This window comes from Sporomusa malonica (assembly GCF_900176355.1).
GTDB classification, from domain to species: Bacteria; Bacillota; Negativicutes; order Sporomusales; family Sporomusaceae; genus Sporomusa; species Sporomusa malonica.
On the sequence record NZ_FWXI01000026.1, the window covers coordinates 42,126 to 61,803 of the forward strand.

Annotated in this window: 17 protein-coding genes; 6 read left to right on the forward strand and 11 right to left on the reverse strand. The window is 45.5% G+C overall.

From position 1 onward, the window contains the following. Nucleotides 1-49: 49 nt before the first annotated feature. From B9A22_RS21525 to B9A22_RS21570, 10 genes are all read right to left on the reverse strand, one after another. A complete protein-coding gene (locus B9A22_RS21525; RefSeq protein ID WP_084578008.1) occupies nt 50-1,222 on the reverse strand; it encodes a pyridoxal phosphate-dependent aminotransferase in 1,173 nt (390 codons plus the stop codon). Between the two features lie 19 nt (nt 1,223-1,241). Then, nucleotides 1,242-2,039, reverse strand: a complete 798-nt coding sequence (locus tag B9A22_RS21530; protein ID WP_084578009.1) for an ABC transporter ATP-binding protein — start codon at nt 2,037-2,039, stop codon at nt 1,242-1,244. A gap of 1 nt (nt 2,040) precedes the next feature. After that, a complete protein-coding gene (locus tag B9A22_RS21535) occupies nt 2,041-2,841 on the reverse strand; it encodes an ABC transporter permease (RefSeq protein ID WP_084578010.1) in 801 nt (266 codons plus the stop codon). Nucleotides 2,842-3,043: 202 nt separating this feature from the next. Next, nucleotides 3,044-4,060, reverse strand: a complete 1,017-nt coding sequence (locus tag B9A22_RS21540; protein ID WP_084578011.1) for an ABC transporter substrate-binding protein — start codon at nt 4,058-4,060, stop codon at nt 3,044-3,046. Between the two features lie 77 nt (nt 4,061-4,137). Continuing rightward, entirely contained in the window at nt 4,138-5,490 is a 1,353-nt protein-coding gene (gene larAH10 / locus B9A22_RS21545) for an NPN-dependent 2-hydroxyacid racemase, LarAH10 family (protein WP_084578012.1), read from the reverse strand. Between the two features lie 142 nt (nt 5,491-5,632). Continuing rightward, entirely contained in the window at nt 5,633-6,898 is a 1,266-nt protein-coding gene (locus tag B9A22_RS21550) for a dicarboxylate/amino acid:cation symporter (RefSeq protein ID WP_084578013.1), read from the reverse strand. Between the two features lie 147 nt (nt 6,899-7,045). Continuing rightward, a complete protein-coding gene (locus B9A22_RS21555) occupies nt 7,046-7,909 on the reverse strand; it encodes a response regulator (protein WP_084578014.1) in 864 nt (287 codons plus the stop codon). 32 nt (nt 7,910-7,941) lie between these two features. Then, nucleotides 7,942-9,210, reverse strand: a complete 1,269-nt coding sequence (locus B9A22_RS21560; protein WP_084578015.1) for a sensor histidine kinase — start codon at nt 9,208-9,210, stop codon at nt 7,942-7,944. Next, nucleotides 9,207-9,863: an NUDIX hydrolase gene (locus tag B9A22_RS21565; RefSeq protein WP_084578016.1), complete on the reverse strand. Its 657-nt coding sequence runs from the start codon at nt 9,861-9,863 to the stop codon at nt 9,207-9,209. Before B9A22_RS21565 ends, B9A22_RS21560 begins: the two co-directional genes overlap by 4 nt. Before the next feature lie 8 nt (nt 9,864-9,871). After that, the gene (locus B9A22_RS21570) at nt 9,872-10,885 is read right to left on the reverse strand and encodes an FAD:protein FMN transferase (protein ID WP_139796340.1); all 1,014 of its coding nucleotides are present in this window, start codon (nt 10,883-10,885) and stop codon (nt 9,872-9,874) included. 341 nt (nt 10,886-11,226) lie between these two features. Between B9A22_RS21570 and B9A22_RS21575 the strand changes: the two genes are divergently transcribed. From B9A22_RS21575 to B9A22_RS21590, 4 genes are all read left to right on the forward strand, one after another. Then, a complete protein-coding gene (locus B9A22_RS21575) occupies nt 11,227-12,264 on the forward strand; it encodes an energy-coupling factor ABC transporter permease (RefSeq protein ID WP_084578018.1) in 1,038 nt (345 codons plus the stop codon). A 67-nt stretch (nt 12,265-12,331) separates the two neighbouring features. Beyond that, complete coding sequence (cbiQ, locus tag B9A22_RS21580) at nt 12,332-13,138, forward strand: cobalt ECF transporter T component CbiQ (protein ID WP_084578019.1); 807 nt, start codon at nt 12,332-12,334, stop codon at nt 13,136-13,138. A 2-nt stretch (nt 13,139-13,140) separates the two neighbouring features. Beyond that, on the forward strand, nt 13,141-13,890 hold the full coding sequence (locus B9A22_RS21585; RefSeq protein WP_084578020.1) for an energy-coupling factor ABC transporter ATP-binding protein: 750 nt from the start codon (nt 13,141-13,143) through the stop codon (nt 13,888-13,890). A 394-nt stretch (nt 13,891-14,284) separates the two neighbouring features. Then, the gene (locus tag B9A22_RS21590) at nt 14,285-14,920 is read left to right on the forward strand and encodes a CAP domain-containing protein (RefSeq protein WP_084578021.1); all 636 of its coding nucleotides are present in this window, start codon (nt 14,285-14,287) and stop codon (nt 14,918-14,920) included. Nucleotides 14,921-15,680: 760 nt separating this feature from the next. Here B9A22_RS21590 and B9A22_RS21595 read toward each other — a convergent pair. Beyond that, nucleotides 15,681-16,496 carry an alpha-1,2-fucosyltransferase gene (locus B9A22_RS21595; protein ID WP_084578022.1) on the reverse strand — a complete coding sequence of 272 codons (816 nt, stop codon included), beginning with the start codon at nt 16,494-16,496 and terminating at the stop codon, nt 15,681-15,683. A 206-nt stretch (nt 16,497-16,702) separates the two neighbouring features. Here B9A22_RS21595 and B9A22_RS21600 point away from each other — a divergent pair, with 206 nt between their 5' ends. Together B9A22_RS21600 and B9A22_RS21605 are read left to right on the forward strand one after the other, a co-directional pair. After that, on the forward strand, nt 16,703-18,460 hold the full coding sequence (locus B9A22_RS21600) for a glycosyltransferase family 4 protein (protein ID WP_084578023.1): 1,758 nt from the start codon (nt 16,703-16,705) through the stop codon (nt 18,458-18,460). Nucleotides 18,461-18,462: 2 nt separating this feature from the next. After that, nucleotides 18,463-19,581, forward strand: a complete 1,119-nt coding sequence (locus B9A22_RS21605) for a glycosyltransferase family 2 protein (RefSeq protein WP_084578024.1) — start codon at nt 18,463-18,465, stop codon at nt 19,579-19,581. Nucleotides 19,582-19,678: the final 97 nt, after the last annotated feature.

Here is a 19,678-nt window from a genome sequence, read left to right on the forward strand (position 1 = left end):
ATTGTCTGAGTGACAGTTCTTATGCCTGAAATTCGTTTTGAAATTATCTCTACTTAGGCAGCTTGGCCGTCAGCGCCTGTGCCACACTCTCCAGCGTCTCCCACTTTTTGCAGAAACAGAACCTGACTTGACGACTGCCCTTGGCTTTCTCTGCATAAAATGATGAGCCTGGTACGGTAGCCACACCAGTAAGCTCAATCAACTTACGGCTAAAGGCAGTATCATCGGTAAGACCTAAGCGCTCCATAATGCCACTGGCGTCAGCAAGCACATAATAGGCGCCTTTAGGCAGCTCACACTGAAATCCGGCTGTGCGGAGGGCACCCAGGATAAAGTCCCGGGCCTCGGCATAATGGCTTTTTAGCCCTTCATAGTATTCTGGTCCATAAGTCATAGCCTCGGCGGCAGCATGTTGGAAGGGTGTCGGCGCGCCAACAGTGAAAAAGTCATGTACTTTCCGGATACGCTTGGTGATCGGTGGCGCAGCTATGGCCCAGCCCACCCGCCAACCGGTGACTGAATAGGTCTTGGAGATCGAATTAATGGTAATTGTCCGTTCAGCCATGCCTGGCAGTGAGGCAATCGAAATATGCTCAGTTCCGTCATAGAGGATATGTTCATAGATTTCATCAGCTACGGCATAGGCATCCCACTTGATGCAGAGTGCAGCAATTTCCTCTAGCTCAGCCTTAGTGAACACCTTGCCTGTCGGATTGTTGGGTGTATTAATAATAATGGCCTTGGTCTTTTCATTGAAGGCGGCTGCTAGTTCATCTGAGGAGTAGCGCCAATCAGGGCCATAGAGCGTAACATAGCGTGGCGTAGCACCTGACAGAATGGAGTCAGGGCCGTAGTTCTCATAAAATGGTTCGAAGATAATTATTTCATCCCCGGGGTTAATCAGCGCTTTCAAGGTGGCAATCATAGCCTCGGTAGCGCCGCAGGTGACAGTAATATCTGTCTTGGGGTTACATTCAATATTATTGTATTGCCGTACCTTGCGGCTGATGGCTTCTCTTAGCTCAGGCTCGCCAAAGGTCACAGGGTACTGATTATACCCTGCTGTAATGGCGCGAATCGCTGCTTCCTGAATGGCCTTGGGGCTTTCAAAATCGGGAAAGCCCTGCGACAGGTTATAGCCACCAGCCTCATCACAAATTCTGGTCATTTCGCGAATCACTGATTCGGAAAAAGTCTCGGTAATTATCGACAACGGTTTCATTGCAGGCTATCCCTCCGCACTACGTATTGGTATTGGCGGCTTTCCAGGCTTCTTCCCGGATTAGCCCCATGACTTGACGCTTTATCTGCATAAACTCTTCACTCAGCTTTAGATCAAAGGTTCGTTGATCAGGTAGACCCACATCAATCCTGGCTTTAATCTGTCCTGGCCTGGCTGTCATTACATAAATCGTATCACCAATAAAGACGGCTTCGTCGACATCATGAGTGACAAACAGGATTGTCTTATGGGATTCATCCCATACATCCAGTAAGAGTTCCTGCATAACTGTCCGGGTTTGGGCATCCAGTGCGCCAAACGGCTCGTCCATTAACAGCACTTCCGGATCATTAGCCAATGCCCGGGCAATGGCTACCCGCTGCTTCATACCGCCGGACAGGTCACGAGGAAAAAAGCTTTCAAAGCCTCTTAAGCCGATTTTTTCAATATAATGCTCTGATACCTCTTTACGCTCCTGCTTGGTTTTGCCAGCAACATCCAGGCCAAACTCAATATTCTCCTGCACCGTGAGCCAGGGAAACAGGGTATAGGTCTGGAACACCATGCCCCGGTCACGACCGGGTTCGGTTATTTCACGGCCATCTAGGAGTACCCGGCCTGAGGTCGGGGCCTCCAGCCCGGCGACAATTTTCAAGATGGTGGATTTGCCGCAGCCTGACGGTCCCAGGATGGTGACAAACTCGCTGGGTTTGACACTGAAACTGGCCTCAGCCAGCGCGACAACCTGGCGCTCTTTGCCGGTAAATGTTTTACTAACGCCCTCGATGATTAATTTATCCTGCGCCTTATCGGTCATACTACCGGCCTCCTTTACCCATCCAGGGGAACGTTTTGGCATACAGCCATTTGAATACCACATCAATAATAATGCCAATTACCCCAATGACAATAATACCGACAATAATGTTGCCGGTCTTTAAAAAACGTTGAGACTGCATAATCATGTAGCCCAAACCTGAACCGGCAGCTACTATTTCGGCCACAACTAAATACGTCCATGCCCAGCCAAAAGCAATTCTCAGTGTATCAACAATACCAGGCATACTGGCCGGCAGTATTACCCGGCGAAACACGCCAACACGCGATACGCCCAGTGTGTATGCAGTATCAATCAAATCATGAGGTACATTTTTGGTAACATCCATGATCATGAGTGCCAATGGGAAAAAGGTGCCGAAAAAAATAACGGCGATTTTTTCGCTCTCGCCAATACCCAGCCATAAGATAAAAAGTGGGATAAAGGCCGATGCCGGCATATACCGGATAAAACTAAGGAGCGGCTCAACTAGCGCCTCACATACCTTGAGACTGCCCATCATAATGCCCAGCGGCACGGCAATCACTGCGGCCAGCAGGAAGCCGACAGTCACCCGGAAGACACTGGCCCCGATATCATCAATCAGGTTAAAGTGGGAAAATAATAATATACCATCTTTTACCACCTTGTCAGGCGGCGGTAAAAACATTGGGGGAATTAGATCGCTGTAGGTTAGCGCTGACCATACGGCTGCCAGCAGAGCAAAGGTCAATGCGCTTAACGTCAGATACAGCGGCGCGGAAATTTCAGCTTTGGGTGTCAAAAGCTTGCACTTGACCATAATGCATCCTCCTTTTATGGATAAAGGCCGCGTAGAAGCGGGAACGCCTCTAGCGCGACCTCATTGCCCTCGCTAGCTATAACGCATTAAAGTTTTGCAGACAGGTGGTGTATTGGCAAAAGCGGAAGTCAAGCGCCAGCGGTGGAGCGTTGTCAATGCACCATCCGCCTGAGCCTGCAAAATTCTTCAATGCGGAATATAGCTACTTAACTTTAGTAATAAAGGTATTATCAACATATTTAGTTAAATCAGGCGCTTGAGCTAAGAGCTTGAGTTTGACATAGAAGTCCCCTGCCCGTTTACCTACATCATAGATTGCGCCTGGTTTTTCTTTGGTGCCGTAGAACTCAAGATTGTCTTTCAAACCATAGAACTTAACGGTAGCAATATCGGCTGCCACTTCTTCAGGCTTCATCTTAAAAGCAGCTGCCAGAATTTTGTTGGTCTCTTCAGGGTTTTTACTCATAAACTCAGTAGCCTCAGCTAATGCAGCCACTACAGCCTGCACGGTTTCAGGGTTGGTTTTAGTCATGTCCTCTCTGAAAGCTAGTACGTCTGCAATGAGTCCTGGAGTATCTTTTGTAGTTGCCAAAACAGTTTCACCAGCAGCCTTGGCTTTGCCAAGATGCGGTTCCCAGGTAACAGCGGCATCAACCTTGCCAGCCATGAAAGCTGCGGCGGCCTCGCTGGCCTTCATGTCAACAGCCTTGATATCGCTTTCCTGAAGACCAGCTTTCTCTAGTAAGGTCGACAGGAAGAAGTGGGCTGCCGAACCACGGTGAAAAGCTACCTCTTTCCCCTTGAGATCAGCAATTTTTTCAATGCCTTTACCTTTTTTTACAATAAGACCGTCAGCGCCGTTGGATGCATCAAATGCCCAGACAAATTTCATGGGAACACCCTCGCCAGCTGCCGAAACCGATACGTCAAGTGAAGCAGCCATAGCTTGAATCTTACCGGCTACCAGTGCCTGTTTACGGTCGCCAACCCCCTCAATAGCCTGAAGCTCAACGTCAACGCCCTTGTTTTTAAACATACCTTTTTCTTTAGCGACAAACAACGGGCCATATCCCGTCCAGGGAGTATAGGCAATAATGATGGGCTTTTTCTCTGCTGCTTGTGGTGCTGCCTGCTGTGCGGGTTTATTGGCTCCGCAGCCGGCAACTACCATGGCCAGCATAGCTGCCATTAGTAGCAGCGAAATTAACTTTTTCTGCATAAAAATCCCCTCCTAAGTAATATTTATTAAATTTATTTTTTTTGTAATTCTCCATAATAGTGTAAATTTCCTGCACATTACATTATATTGGTTTTGTCTTTGTTTCTAGTATTATTATGCACATAGTCTTCACTTGCCGGACTTTTGCAAGGGACAACACTGCCACCGTGCGGCATAATACTGACAAGAAAGTCTTGCCGTCCAAGCTTTTCTGCCGCCAGCTTTAGCGCAGCCTCCAGCGAAATAGCAAACAACATGCCTGCCTTTTCTAGAAATCTTTGGTTATCTGGCCGCGAAACGACAATGACCGGGGTTGTTTTAGCAATAAAGCCAAGCTTTAAGGCAACAAAACCTGGTACAGTAAAGGCCTTTCTCAGGGCAGCCTCCCTCGCATCAAGGGTAGGATAATCAAACCATTGACTAAAATCAGGCGGCTCGCTGATTTCCGGGCATTCCATGGCAACAATCAGCATACCGCCTGCCTTGACAGCCAGGCAAGCATTCTCAATGGCCTTAGATGCCTGATAAAAGTTGATGTCTTTGGGATAGCCACCTGCGGACGCAATGACAACATCAGCCGCCTCGGTTACCAGTACACCGGCAATCTCTTCCGCTTTGCGGCAGCCTAGCAGCCACGCCTCATACCAGTGACCCGCAACAAATGCAGCGAAGTCTCCCTCAGCAGTGAATACAGCATTAAGGAGAAAAGCCGGGTTAACCATAGCAGCAATTTCGAGCATATCAAGATGCATGCCGTTTGTTGTAAGATTCCCCTGGCAGCATTCCGGATGGGGCCCGTGCCCCTGCTCCGGACTTAAACAAAGCCGGTGGTTAGCCTGGATTGTATCATAACCTGCCACCCCCGGAATGATAGCTTTACGTCCGCCGCCAAAACCAGCCATCGAGTGATAGGCAATACCACCGGTCAGTATGACTTTGTCGGCATTGACGACATGCCGGTTTATATGTACCTCTGTCCCCCGGCTGGTACGCCCGATATGAACAAAATCAGCATTATCCAGCGCGCAGCTTTGTATAATAGATATCCGGCTAACCACTTCATGACCATAGGTCAGCTTATTATCTTCCATCGTATGATATCGATGCGCCCCCAGCGCTGTCACCAATGTTATATTGTAATCAGCAACACCCGCCGCATTGAGTTCATCCAACAACGCTGGCAGGAACAGGTCATGGCGCACCCACTGCCTGGTAATGTCTGAAGCAATAATCACTACTTTATCGCCCGGGCCTACCACCTCCCGCAAAGCCAGCGAGTCACTCGGGTAGTTAAGTGCCTCGCGCACCGCTGCAGGAACATCCTTGATAGCCTCTGTTTCCTGACCTTCAATAACCTCAACTAAGCGCTCTTGGGGAAGACTAATCATAAGCTCCTTGAGCCCAAAGTCCAGGGGAAATTGTTTCGTCATACTGATCTCCATTCACACTGGATATTTATACCTATACTAATTCTACCATTTCTTCTTTTATCCTTTTTTTCGCTAAAGTAAAGAGGTGAAAAAATTACAGACTGCCGTGAGGCAGTCTGTAATACGTACTATTGTAATTTAATTAGTCTTCGTAGCTTTGAGCATAAGCCACTTGCAGCACTTCGTCAGGCAGTTCTTGTTCCCAACGAGCAACAACAACGGCAGCTATACAGTTACCAGTGAGATTGCAGGCAGTACGGGCCATATCCAAAATACGGTCAACACCCAGGATAATACCGATACCTTCAACAGGCAGACCGAAGGCAGCAAGAGTACCGGCGATAACGATGAGCGAAGCACCAGGTACAGCAGCAATTCCTTTGGTGGATAACATCAGGGTAATTAGCATGAGTAATTGTTGGGAGTAATCAAATGGTATACCATATACTTGAGCAATAAACACAACAGCCAGAGCACTATACAGTGTCGAACCGTCCAGGTTAAAGGTATAGCCGGTTGGCAGTACAAAAGTGACAATATGCTTGGGCACACCAAATTTCTCAAGCTTTTCCATAGCAAGCGGCAAAGCGGCTTCACTAGAAGCAGTCGAGAAGCCAATAAGCATTGGCTCTTTTATTGCACGGATCAGGTGGAAGAAGTTTACCCGCAGAACCAGCGTAGCACCGGCCACAATCAGGGCGAGGAATAAAATCAAAGCAAAGTACAGCGAACCAATTAATTTAGCCAGCGGAAGCAGCATACCCAGACCGAATTTGCCAACAGTGAAGGCAATAAGCGCAAATACGCCGATAGGAGCCAGCTTCATTACATAGAAGGTAAACTTGAACATGATTTCAGCAACGCTGATGCAAATGTCTACTACCGGTTTACCTTTTGCACCCATAGCAGCGGCAGCTACGCCGAAGAAAGTTGAAAACACGATGATTTGGAGCATATCGCCGCGAACCATTGCATCCACAAAGTTGGTCGGAACAAGGTTGACCAGCATTTGGGTCATGTCAATGGTCTTCTTAGCTGCAGCAGCGGCAGAACCGGCATCACTGGCTACAACGTTAACACCTACGCCAGGCTGGAACACGTTGACCACAAAAAGGCCGACAAACAGCGCTATGGTTGTAGCGAGTTCGAACCAGAGGATAGATTTAACACCTAAGCGGCCAAGTTTTTTGAAATCACCGGTACCGGCAATACCCATTACCAATGAGCTTACTACCAATGGCACAACAATCATCTTAATCATACGGATAAACATGTCGCCAACCGGTTTAAGCTCTACTGCGTACTTAGGGAAGGCATAGCCAAAAATGACACCAAGGATAAGACCGATAAAAATTTGAGTTGTTAAACCTATGCCTTTTTTCGGGTTAGCAGTTTCAGTGTGAGACATACACATTACCTCCTTTTATATATTCTAACTTGATTAATATGTCTGAATATAATGTAAATGTCTCTCTATAAAAAACTACAAAAACAGACACAAAGTTTCACGACAAGCCAGCATGTATACAAAATGCAATGACCCCGCCCAGCGGGGTCATTCAGAAGCAGCTAAAAACAGCAGCCCTTCAAGAAATTTTTTGATATTTATTTTGCCCCGATACAAGCCTTTACCTTGAATAAAAGCCATTTCCTGGCGGATTTCCTTAAAGTCAAACAGCGCTCCGCTGTACAATTCGAATTTCTCGTTATGATAATCTTCAATACCCGTATTGGCAACATTCTGCATGGCTTTAGCAATCGCCCGGCGCACCCGCTGCTCAATTGTCTTGACATCTTGTCCAATCGACAATGACAGTTCTTGATACAATTCGTGCAATTGGTAGGACTGATTGTCCCCGCCGGTTAGCCGGGAATCCACCAATTGAATAAGCTGATGAATGTTCTTTGCTCCGGCTTCACCAATAATACCTAGCTCAGAAAACATTCGGTTAATCCGGTTCTTTTTAGTATTATCGTCAGAGTCAGCCGTTCGGGATGCTGGGCTGCCATACCGGGCGGTGGTTTGGGAAATCAGCGACATAACGGCCCTCAGTCGCCTGCTTTCTTCTACCTTACGGATGACTGATACAATCTCCAAGACGTTGATCGGCTTATGAATATAGAAGTCAATACCGGTCTGATACGCCTTAGTGATCATTGGCTGGCTGGTACTTTCAGAAACCATAATGAAAGAAGTCTCAATTCTTTTCTCCAGCAATTTCCTGATCAGTTCTACCCCGTCCTGGCCTGGCAAAAGCATATCAACCAAGGCCACATCTGGCGAATATTCGCCAATAATTGACTCAGCCTTAAGACCGTCACCGCATTCGGCTACCACCGTCCCCAACTGGTATTTATCAATAATATTGCCGATAATCTTTCGGACACTAACATCATCTTCAATAATTACAAACCTCATAGCCCCACACTCCCATCAAGCTCTCCCTGTGCCTACTGGCTCGTCTTTGCTACTGCCAGCTTAGCCAGTGGCAAAGACACAGTAAATACTGTTTTCCCGGGTACCGATACCACTGTGATCTCACCGCCCAATAGTTCAGCCAGATTCTTAACATGACTGAGGCCCAGCCCTGTTGACATTTGCCCAGTTACCTCTGAAAATTTGGTTGAATACCCTGGTGCAAAGATAAGTTCCTGGTCCTCAGGGCGAATGCCAGGACCATTGTCTGCTACGGTAAGAACCAACCTGCCACCGCTGCAAAGTCCGGTTACAGCAATGACACCAGCTGGCTGGACAGCTTCGGCTGCGTTGGTAATCAGGTTATCCAAGATGGAAACAACAGCATAGTACTGATCAGTAATTAGCTTGCCGTCATTATCAAAGGTAATAGTGACAGGCTTGTCTAGGCTGCTAATATACCTCCTGGTATTTTGTTCAACAATTTGAAAAAACTCGTCTAAGGGCAATCCTTCATCACTGACGGCTACATCCAGGATCTCCTCAATCCCGCGGGTTACACGATAATAGTCTTTTTTTACTTCATGGATATCACGGGCTATAGCCAAAGCCCGCGCGGCTGGCGAGTCGACTTTGGCCAGCTCACCTGGGTAGGCAGCGTTAAGGTTTTGATAAAGTGTATACCCTTTTTCCATAACCAGTTCAATATCGGCTGATGATTTTTTCAGGTAGAATAACTCGGCTTTAAGCCTGGCGATAATTAAAATCAGCTCAGCATAGCGGGCCGCATGGTCTTCAGCCAGTACAAAGTCCCGATAGCGTTTCAGCGAGTAATAGCCGGCTACTGCCAATACGGCACGGCCAATCCCTACTGATACGACACTTGTTAATACAGTCTCCAAGCTCCGACCAACTAGCTCCCAGCGAATAATCAATTCAATACAGTTACTGCCAATATCACAAATACTTAGTAACAGAATCAATGCAGGCACATTACCAGTGTAATCACGCACCCTAAGCATTTTAAACAGCAAGCCATAGGCTAGGTAATATCCAAAAGACGGTAAGTTGTGAAGAGCCGCATTTAGCAGTGTCTCATTAATAAATGGATACTTAATGATTGTACGAAACAAAAGGATCAGACTGCCCGAAGCCGCCGCCACCCGCACAATCGGCAACCGCTCAAAATATAAGAGTAGTGTGGCGAGTACTGCCACACTTAGCGTAAAACGGAAATAGCCATCAAAGGGGTAGGTAAATATCAGACCAGTTATACTGACAAGTAGGATGATATGGGGTATCATATTTCTTTATCTCCACCCAATCTTTCCCTGCACAGGTTGAGGAAATCGTCTAAAATCCTGGCTGTCAGCCCCCATATGACATAATGCTTATATTGGTAGAAAAGCACCGGGTATTTGGCCCGACGCCGGTAGCCTTGTGGGTAATCAGGCGGCATCAGGTCAAAGGGAAACCCAGTTAGCGGCTTGGTCGCCGTCTCCATCGCAGCCACCTGCGGCTTGGTATTAAGCAGGAATTCCAGGGGTACAGTAAACACTTCAGCCACTTCATCAGCATTATGCGCAAGCGGCCACTGAGCCGTCAACTGTACGGCAAACGGATAGAGCATAACACCGATGGCGCTGACCATAATATCAAGCGGGCCTAGAACCTCGATATTCTCCGGCTGTACTCCCAGCTCTTCAACTGTCTCACGCACCGCGGCATGTAATGGGCTAATATCATCGGCCTCAATCCGGCCACCGGGAAAGCAAATTTCTCCAGGCTGCCACTGCAGCTTGCCTGAACGCACCTCAAATAAAACAGACGGCTGACCGGCAATATCCACAAGCGGTACTGTAACAGCCGCCTGCAAGTAATCGTCAGCGTTGGCAATCTTCGCTATTCGGCCGTGCAAAGCAGCGGCCAGTCGGTTTTTAATTTTATCGGCATCCATAGTATCACCTAAAATTCTATTTTTCCCGCTAAACCGGGTGTAGCAATCTTTTTACCATCAGCAGTAATAATGATGGCTTCAGTTCCAGGATATTGCTTTAGCAATTCCTGACCTCGCTCAACGCCAAGCACGAATATGGCTGTACTTAGAATATCGACATAGTTGCCAGACTTGGCAACTATGGTTACACTAGCCACTTCTCGCGGCTGGAAACCAGTACGCGGATCAATAATATGAGAGTAGCGCACATTATCTTTCTCAAAAAAACGCTGGTAGTCACCCGAAGTTTCGAGTACATCCCATTCAGAAAGTGACAGTTTTGCGGCTATGTTCTCCAAATTGCGCGGATCCTGTACACCAATACGCCAAGGCTGACCCTCCGGCCGGGTTCCGATAACCCGCACATCACCACCGGCATTAACCAGCGCTGACTTAATACCCTTGGCCTTTAACACATCAATGGCTTTACGGTTAGCGTAGCCCTTAGCTACCGCGCCTAAATCAATTCTCATACCAGCTTGGGGTAAAAATACAGTATTGGCTTTGTCGTCAATCTCGATTAGCCGGTAATTGACCAACGGCAGCAGAGCTTTGACCTCGGCCTGGCTTGGCACAAACTCGCCTTTATGCCCTACACTCCACAGCTCGGTCAGCACTCCTACGGTTACATCCAAGGCGCCATCAAGCTGCTCGGAGCGGCTGCGCGCCAGCTTAAGCATGGCAATCACGTCAGCATCAACCTGCACCTTCTCTTTGCCGGCTGCTTGATTAATCTTAGATACCTGAGTATTCTCATCAAACCGGTTAGTCAAATCGTTTATTCGCTTAAACTCGGCAAAAGCTGCTTTAACTGCCGCCTCATTTCCTGAGCCATAAGCTGTGATATCGATGATGGTATCCATAAGAAACTGCGTTTCTTTATATGGTTTGGGGGCAAATAGCGCACTAGGCCCACAACCTGCGCCTGGTACAACAAAGAGAAGCAACACGATGCTTATTAGTATGCGTTTTAAACCTTTCATCAATGATAATAGCCTCCGGATACATATTATAAAGTACTTCCATATTATTCTGTCCCAATATCCAAAAACCTGCAAAAAAAAAAAATCAAATAAGCAGGAATAACAAACTCAATAGCGAATAATTCACATTGATGAAAATATTCACAATATAGTGTATCATGAAGATACCTAGGTTCTGAAGAACTACCCTTGTCCTGTGTTTTCATCCAATCTTATACCGGTGAAACAAGGCTACGAAAGTCTCATCCCTGCAGCAGTGCATGGGGTTTCTTGGGTAGTCTTTTTTTGTTGGTAATGAGCAACCGGAAATATTAATTTATATTTATTAGGAGTGATTTGACATGCATATGGCAGACGCGTTAATTTCCCCAGCAGTCGGCGGGGCTATGTGGGCAGCAACAGCTGGTTTGGCTGCCTACGCCGCCAAGAAAGTGCAGCACGATATTGATGAGCGGAAAGTTCCCCTGATGGGTGTGCTGGGAGCCTTCGTTTTTGCAGCCCAAATGATTAATTTTACTATCCCGGCTACAGGTTCCAGTGGTCACTTGGGTGGTGGACTCCTGCTCGCCATTTTGCTTGGGCCGCAGGCTGCATTCTTAACCATATCATCAATATTGACAATTCAGGCTTTGTTTTTTGCCGATGGCGGCCTGTTAGCGCTTGGCTGTAACATCTTTAACATGGGCTTTTTCCCGGCCTTTATCGCATATCCGTTTATTTATAAACCTTTGGTTGGTGATAATCCGTCACAGGGCCGCCTGTTCTTTGCTGCAGTGTTATCAGCCGTGATTGGGTTACAAATAGGTGCGTTCGGAGTTGTCCTCGAGACCTTCCTCTCAGGAATTTCCGAACTGCCATTCGGCGCTTTTGTTCTTCTCATGCAGCCAATTCACCTGGCTATCGGTTTTGTCGAAGGCCTGATTACGGCAACAGTTATCCTGTTTATTTGGAAGGAAGCACCTGAAATTCTCAAAAAATCTACTAAAAGTTCGTCGTTCGCCGCTATTTCTTATAAACGAGTAGTAACAGCTCTTGTCATTGCTACAGTACTTACTGCCGGTGGTTTATCGTGGTTTGCCTCTAGCAATCCTGACGGGCTTGAATGGTCCATTGCCAATGTCGCTGGTGAAGATGAGTTAAAAACCCCTGAAGGAATTCACGGTGTCCTTGCCGAAATACAAGAAAAAATTGCTTTCCTACCTGACTATAACTTTAAACAAACAGAACAGCCTGCCACAGCCGAAACCAATGAAAAAGCTGCTCCGTCCTGGCCATCTGTGGACACAGGTACCTCGGCTGCCGGTATTGTTGGCTCTTTCCTGACCTTAGTGCTGGCCTATACGATCGGAAAAGGCCTGCAGCATTTCGCGAAACAGTAGTCATTAAGAGAATAGGGATACGGCCTTTAGGTCGTATCCCCTCCTACCTTATGAAAGAGGATGTTATATGATAAAGATAGAAGCGAACTGGATTGATTTACGTTATCTTGACACACTGTCCGCTAAAAGGACCCTTATTCACCAGCTCAATCCTACTGTCAAGTTAATGGCCGCTCTTATTTTTATACTTACTGTTACTTCCTTCCCCAAATATGAAATTACTGGCCTTCTGCCTTTTTTCTTTTTTCCGGCAGTCCTAATTTCACTAGGGGATTTGCCCACTGGGCCGATTCTAAAGAGGTTGCTTTTGGTTGCTCCCTTTGTAATTTTCGTTGGAATATTTAACCCATTACTTGACCATTCGCCAGTCGCCACTATAGGCTCCTTTGTCGTAACAGGCGGCTGGATTTCTTTTATCTCTATCACCCTCCGGTTATGTCTGACCGTGACTACTGCCTTAATTCTAGTAGCAACAACTGGAATTGATGCCCTGGGTTCAGCACTGCTCCGTATTGGTGTTCCCAAAATCATTGTTGTTCAATTGCTGTTTATGTACCGCTACCTTCATGTTTTAATTGAAGAATTTGTCCGTAGTATTCAGGCCTACAGTTTACGCTCCTTCCATGGCGAAGGTGTCCGCTTTAAAGCCTGGGGCTCTCTACTGGGCCAACTCCTGATTCGTTCCATTGACCGGGCCAACCGTGTTTATCAGTCAATGCTATGCCGGGGATTTGATGGTGAAGTGCGCCTCATGCGCACCAGCACATTACATACACCAGATATCATCTATTTTTCCTTTTGGATTGTCTTCTTTCTCTGTGCCCGCTTCTTCAGCCTTCCACAACTTCTCGGTAAATTAGTCTTGGGGGTCTAGTAATGAGTCATCATATTGTCGAACTAAAAGATGTAAAATACACCTATCCGGACCAGACGGAAGCACTCTGCGGCCTGTCTGTCCGTATTACTCATGGCGAATCAGTAGCTATCGTCGGCGCTAATGGTTCTGGGAAAACTACACTGTTGTCGCATCTGATTGGCGTGCTCTTTCCAACTGAGGGCACAATCAATATTGGCGGCTATCCTGTCACCAAACAAACCTTGCCCCATGTCCGCCGCGCCGTTGGTATGGTCTTTCAAAACTCGGATGACCAGCTATTTATGCCAACCGTATATGATGATGTTGCCTTTGGGCCCTTAAACCTGGGACTTCCACCTGCTGAAGTAGATGCCCGCGTAACAGCTGCCCTAACTACTGTAGGGGCACTGCATCTTAAAGGGCGTACCCCCTATAGACTCTCGGGCGGCCAAAAGCGTTCTGTAGCCATTGCGGCTGTTCTGGCGATGGATCCGTGCATATTAGTCATGGACGAGCCTACAGCTGGACTTGACCCGCTGGCCCGCCGACAATTAATTAACTTGCTCAAAACCTTTGAACATACCAAGATCATTGCTACCCATGATCTTGATTTAGTCTTAGACCTCTGCGCCCGCACGGTGGTCATCAGCGCCGGTAGAGTCATCGCTGACGGCCCAACATTAGATATTTTCAATGACCAGGAACTTTTGGACAGAGCCCACCTGGAAAAACCCTTTCGCATGCAAGGATGCCCCGTCTGTAACGGTTGAAAAAGCCCCATCATGCAATTCCGGTACATCCGGAACTCCATGATGGGGCTTTTTTATAAAGCGTATACTCCGACACGACTAGCGGCAGACCCCGAATAATTACATTCATTCTGTCGCCAATCGGCTATGTATACTTTATTCTTGAATTCATTATAACACCTGTGTATACAAAAATCAATCTGTTTTTTGTATACACAGGTGTTATTTATTGCGAATCTTCTCACTGAGTCTACACCTTAATTATCCATAGCCAAGATACATGAAAAAATAGTGAGCTTTACCGATTATGTACAAGCCAAACCACGTCAATCACCCCTAAAAGCAAAAATTCAATAGTGCCGAATAATAAATATTCGTTTATAATCACTATTATCAAATCGATTGGAGGAATTGGATGAAAAAACTTCGTAAGGTACTCGCAGTTGCGTTGACAACAGCCTTCTTAGCATCGTCCATGCTTCCCGCTTCTGCTGCAAGCTACACCTTTACCTCACCATACTCGAGCCTACAAACTAGATTATACCAACAGCTTGCTGCTTTAAGAGCGAAAACTACTCCGACTAAGCCTACTCCTACTACGCCCACAACTCCCACTACCCCAACTACCACTCCTGCTCCAACAACCGATAGTGCCTTGCTCTCGGCCCCTATTACTGCCCTGGAACAGCAGATGCTTGATCTGGTAAACAAAGATCGGGTAGCTAATAAGCTTTCCCCGCTGCAAATGGACACACGTCTGTTAAAAGTAGCACGAATGAAAAGCCTGGATATGATTAAGAATAATTACTTTAGTCATCAATCGCCGACTTATGGTTCTCCTTCGAATATGTTGAAAGCCCAAGGCATTACCTACCGCACCGCTGGTGAGAATATTGCCGGTAATTCAACAGTAGATCGTGCTCACACTTCACTAATGAACTCTCCAGGCCATAGGGCTAATATTTTATCCTCCGGCTTCACTAAAGTTGGTATTGGTATCATCAAGGGTGGACCATACGGCCTCATGATTTCCCAAGAATTTATAGGCTAATAATGCTAAAGCTGCTGACATAGTCAGCAGCTTTTTTCATCGGCTTCCACTCTCGCCAGAGGCTCGGTGCAAGCCGTGTTTTCTTTATAAATTAATAAGCCGGGCCTAGTCGTAGGCACCGGCTCATCTGTAAGTATTGGCTCAAATACATATAGGTTTAACAGCTACAACTATCGTCATCACCGCAGCAGCATAACAGCAATATTATAATGATGATGATCACAACCCACGACCCACCGCGACCATGGCCACCACAACCGCCAAAACCAAAGCCCATGTAAATTCCCTCCTTCCGCTTAGCTATCATTATGGGGTTCATTTCAATGTATACTATGCCGGAGACTATTATTTAGTTACTGCTGTATTATTTTCTTTGTTTCATCTATCCTTGTTTATCCGATGACTAACCCGCTCTAAGACTCGCTCTTTCCTGTGCCCTTTAGGGTATACAAGTGGGAGTTATACCCAAAGGGCACAGGCGAGCGGCCAAGTCCCTGGATAAAGTAGACTAACCTTCAGGTGGGGTAAAACCCCATCTGAAGGTTAGTCTACTTTATATAATCTGCAAGCGCATCTTGCCAACAACGGAAATAATCTCCACCACTGAGCTCTAACATGTAGTTGCGAATACTGAATACTGGGGCCGCAAAGGGAGAATACGTTACTGAAACAGGGTCGACATATGGTCTGCTCCAATAATACCACCCTCATAAATAATAATACCTCGGAATTGCTTGGTATAAATCAGGTTCCTCAGAATTCATCTTTGTATTGGAAGCTTAATCCAATCATTCGGAATCAAATCCTGTGTGTTAAGGTGCAATCCGGCAAACCAGCGTTCTGGAGCGATTATGATTTTTTGTGGGTTATCGTTAAGCCAAGCGCCCCACCAACTATATGTGCTGTTGGCTATGACATTGTGCTGACACTGGCTCATTAACCATAAATCTTCGTGACTACCTTTTTCACGTGTGTGCTCTACCAGATGAGCATTCGGAAAAGCTGTAAATTCACGCTTACACCATTCAATATCATCCGAAAAAAGATAAAACCTCGCAGAAGGACCTTTTGCTGCAAGATAGCTACTAGCCTGTTCATAATAATCCATAGGCAGAACACCATGACCTTTTAATAGTTCATAATCGCCTCGGCGCACATGAATGGCTATTGACGTATAATTTTTCATATCCATTGCCACATTCAGGCTTTCTGCAGACAAATTATGCCGCTTTGGCGTCAACTCTTCACGAATTACACTGGCAAAATCCAGAAAATATTTTTCACTTTGCCAATACCCGCCTGATAAAATCACATTATCACGAAGAGCAATAATATTGGGGTCAAAATTAAATTGGCGCTCATTAATCACTTGGAGACGATCTTTTAGCTCATCTAGTAAAGGAATAGGTGTCGCCTGTATATTCAGTTTTTCCAGTTCGTACCGCCGTTTATTATTCGCATAATAATGACCAACATCCAGATAAAGTTGCTTATTTGTTCGCAACGCTAAGGCACGCCCACAAGCATACTGAAACATTTGATTCCCCATACCGCCCATTAATTGCACTACTATCATTGAAAAGCCCCCACTCACCAATTTATTTCGTATATCACTCCCTAATCGCTATTCCCTAGTAGCTCTGGAGTACACTTGTTTTCATCCCCTCACTTCCCTATCATAATATGCACTTCATGTATCAGATGTCAGTAACAAGTATAATCGAAACAGAATACACTGATATAGAAGTGATTTAATTATATAAGTGTGAGGTGATTTCGCTTATGTCAGATGTAGTGGCGCGGTTAAGATCCTTGCTAGCATTTAAGCGGGCAGAGAAAGTGCTGTTTGCTGCTCCACAGCAACTCGCGCCCAACAAGCAAAAATTTTCAGACAAAACAATTCATATTGTATATGTTCTTAATCATGTCGGCATGTGCGGAGGCACCAAAATTATATTGGAACATGCTACTCAATTAACCAAGTTAGGAGCGAAAGTTACACTGATTTCTCATTTTAGCAGGCCATGTTGGTATCCTTTTGAGGCAAATTTTATTACAATCCCTTTTCAAATTGAATTAACGCGAGGTCTTCCTGATTGTGATGTCATTGTGGCTACATACTGGGAACATATACAAGCCTGCGTGGATGCAGGAATTGCACCGGTTGTATATTTCGAACAAGGTGACTTTCATTTATATGATTGGGTAGAAGACGGTGTTTCTGAAGAGATAAAAAAGGTTGTCCGTATGCAGTATAAGCTAGCTCCACATATTACAACGGTATCGGCTACGACTGCCAGATTAATAAAAAATAAATTCGGCAGAGAAGCAAAAGTTTTTCACAATGCACTTGACGCAACCGTGTTCTATCCTAAAGATAATCAAAAACAGTCTGATAAAAAGTATATGATGATTGTAGGTAAAGAACAAACAAGGTTTAAGGGAATCGAGAATTTGCACAAAGTCTACAGTATACTCAGGCAAAAAGGATATGACATTGAATTACTCTGGCTTACTCAGGAGCCACCGATACACAGTCAGGGAGAAGTTTTTATAAATCCACCTGTTAAACTGATTGGTGATTTATACCGTCAAGCTTATGTATATGTATGCGGTTCATACTATGAATCTTTCTCGCTACCATCCCTGGAAGCCATGGCTTGCGGTACACCGATTGTCACAACCAGTAACGATGGCGTACAAGAATATGCTCTGGATGGCTACAACTGTCTGATGGCAGAGCCAGGCGACATTGAGGGATTAGCTGACAGGATTATACGCCTGCTAAAAGATCAGGAATTATACTATCGCCTCCAGGACAATGGCTACAAGACTGCTAGTCATTTTAAATGGGAGGAAATTTCCAAGAGTTTATTGGATTATTACCAAGAGGTGGCACAGTATGTTCCTGTACCGCAAACAACAATTGAGGACTGGGAGCTATATTACCAGGATGAGGATTTTGTCGATGCCGAAGCTGCAACATTTGTAAAAAAATTTCTCATGCAAACGCCTGCAGATTTTGTATTGTTTCCTATACAGCACAATTTTCTGCCGGGAAGAAAAATGATTACCTGGCAGGTTATGGCCAAACGTAAAACTCCCCGTCACAGTTATACAGAAAAGGTGTATTTTAGATTAAAAGGCGAAAAATTTTCGCAGTGGGATTCTTCATTAATTGCGGAGCTATATCAACAGCATAAATTTGATGAGGCACTACAGCAAACCAGAAATAAAATAGAGGGTCTTCCCTACGGTGCGTTCGAATGGGCTGTATTCGCTCGTTGGCTAACCATGTGTTTATTTGAAATAAAACAATATGATGAGGCGGAACAGTTGCTTGACAATGCCTTAGCCATGCATCCCCTATATACTGATTTGTACTATGTCAGAGCTATGATTCAGTATACTAAGGGGAATCTTGAACAAGCAAATAATCTGGTTCAGACATGCATGACAATACAGGATGCCATAATTTATCCTGAGCATTTTGCAAATATAGGGCAGATAGCGTATGAATTTTTAGCGAAGGGGATATGAACATGATTAGTGTGATGATGCCCGTTTATAATGCTGCCAGATTTTTAAGACCAGCAATCGAAAGCATATTGAACCAAACTGAGCAAAATTTTGAATTAATTATAGTAAACGACGGCTCTACGGACAACAGTGAAGAAATCGTTTTCTCATATACTGATAGTCGTATTCGGTATGTACGGCAGGAAAATAAGGGAGAGGGTGCGGCCAGAGAAGTTGCTTTGGAGTTAGCCGAAGGAGATTTTATTACTTTCCAGGATGCTGATGATATTTCACTGCCCTATAGATTGCAGTTGCTGAAAGGCCGCTTTGCTTCACCTGATATTGGCTTAGTACACTCCGATATGGTGCTGATTGATGATACGGATAGGGCGATTGGTTATTGGGCATCAAGTAATATAGATAGGTCACGGTTGTTGCGCTTTTTCTTAAAAGTCGGAACTCCGTTTAATAATCCTACCATGATGCTGCGCAGGGAAAGTATGCAGGCCTTTCACTATGATGCAGCAATCCGTATTGGCGTTGATACTGATATGGTATTTAACATTGCTCCTAAGTGGAACTCGGTGCATATTCCCGAGCCCTTGCTTTTATATAGACGATATGCGCAAAGTTTATCTCGCCAAGGCGATTATGATACGCTTGCTTTACATGTTAGAAAATTTATTCTGCAGCATAGCCTTAGTGAGTTGTTTCCCGAATTCGCTTGGAACCAGCAAGAAGAATCCGATTTGCAAGCTATGGCATCAGCTTTGATGGCACTGTTTTTGGCACGACGCGGCATGATTTATGATGTACCGGAGTGGCTTGCTAAAGCTAAAATGTATGAATCCAGTATCGAAACAAAGAATTTCATTACCGCTATAGAAAACATACTCAGCGGCAACTTTACAAATGCTGCTTTTCTGCTGGAGCAGTGTGCCAAAAACGATTATGTGGTTGAGAACTATTTAGGGGAAGTCAAGGCTTTACTGGGAAATTTTGAGCAGGCTTTCCAACACTTTTGGCGGAGCCTACAACTAAATCCATTATATTTTGAACCTGCAGATAATCTTAAGGCCTTAGGAAAGTGCCGTGGAGCACATTCAGTGGATGTGACATGGACCAAATTTGCGGGCAGATAGTGCGCTGACCAGCAGGCTTTTTGTTAGTAAGATGATCTTTGCAATATTCTATTATATCGATAGTCATACACGGCATGCGATATAAAAGAATAGTAGG

What these genes read in the sequence shown, in the direction of transcription:
- cbiQ (WP_084578019.1), top strand. Translation starts at nt 12,332, where the DNA reads ATGATAAAGATAGAAGCGAACTGGATTGATTTACGTTATCTTGACACA.
- B9A22_RS21575 (WP_084578018.1), top strand. Translation starts at nt 11,227, where the DNA reads ATGCATATGGCAGACGCGTTAATTTCCCCAGCAGTCGGCGGGGCTATG.
- B9A22_RS21535 (WP_084578010.1), bottom strand. Translation starts at nt 2,841, where the DNA reads ATGGTCAAGTGCAAGCTTTTGACACCCAAAGCTGAAATTTCCGCGCCG.
- B9A22_RS21540 (WP_084578011.1), bottom strand. Translation starts at nt 4,060, where the DNA reads ATGCAGAAAAAGTTAATTTCGCTGCTACTAATGGCAGCTATGCTGGCC.
- B9A22_RS21585 (WP_084578020.1), top strand. Translation starts at nt 13,141, where the DNA reads ATGAGTCATCATATTGTCGAACTAAAAGATGTAAAATACACCTATCCG.
- B9A22_RS21530 (WP_084578009.1), bottom strand. Translation starts at nt 2,039, where the DNA reads ATGACCGATAAGGCGCAGGATAAATTAATCATCGAGGGCGTTAGTAAA.
- B9A22_RS21605 (WP_084578024.1), top strand. Translation starts at nt 18,463, where the DNA reads ATGATTAGTGTGATGATGCCCGTTTATAATGCTGCCAGATTTTTAAGA.
- B9A22_RS21555 (WP_084578014.1), bottom strand. Translation starts at nt 7,909, where the DNA reads ATGAGGTTTGTAATTATTGAAGATGATGTTAGTGTCCGAAAGATTATC.
- B9A22_RS21570 (WP_139796340.1), bottom strand. Translation starts at nt 10,885, where the DNA reads ATGAAAGGTTTAAAACGCATACTAATAAGCATCGTGTTGCTTCTCTTT.
- B9A22_RS21590 (WP_084578021.1), top strand. Translation starts at nt 14,285, where the DNA reads ATGAAAAAACTTCGTAAGGTACTCGCAGTTGCGTTGACAACAGCCTTC.
- B9A22_RS21560 (WP_084578015.1), bottom strand. Translation starts at nt 9,210, where the DNA reads ATGATACCCCATATCATCCTACTTGTCAGTATAACTGGTCTGATATTT.
- B9A22_RS21525 (WP_084578008.1), bottom strand. Translation starts at nt 1,222, where the DNA reads ATGAAACCGTTGTCGATAATTACCGAGACTTTTTCCGAATCAGTGATT.
- B9A22_RS21595 (WP_084578022.1), bottom strand. Translation starts at nt 16,496, where the DNA reads ATGATAGTAGTGCAATTAATGGGCGGTATGGGGAATCAAATGTTTCAG.
- B9A22_RS21565 (WP_084578016.1), bottom strand. Translation starts at nt 9,863, where the DNA reads ATGGATGCCGATAAAATTAAAAACCGACTGGCCGCTGCTTTGCACGGC.
- B9A22_RS21550 (WP_084578013.1), bottom strand. Translation starts at nt 6,898, where the DNA reads ATGTCTCACACTGAAACTGCTAACCCGAAAAAAGGCATAGGTTTAACA.
- larAH10 (WP_084578012.1), bottom strand. Translation starts at nt 5,490, where the DNA reads ATGACGAAACAATTTCCCCTGGACTTTGGGCTCAAGGAGCTTATGATT.
- B9A22_RS21600 (WP_084578023.1), top strand. Translation starts at nt 16,703, where the DNA reads ATGTCAGATGTAGTGGCGCGGTTAAGATCCTTGCTAGCATTTAAGCGG.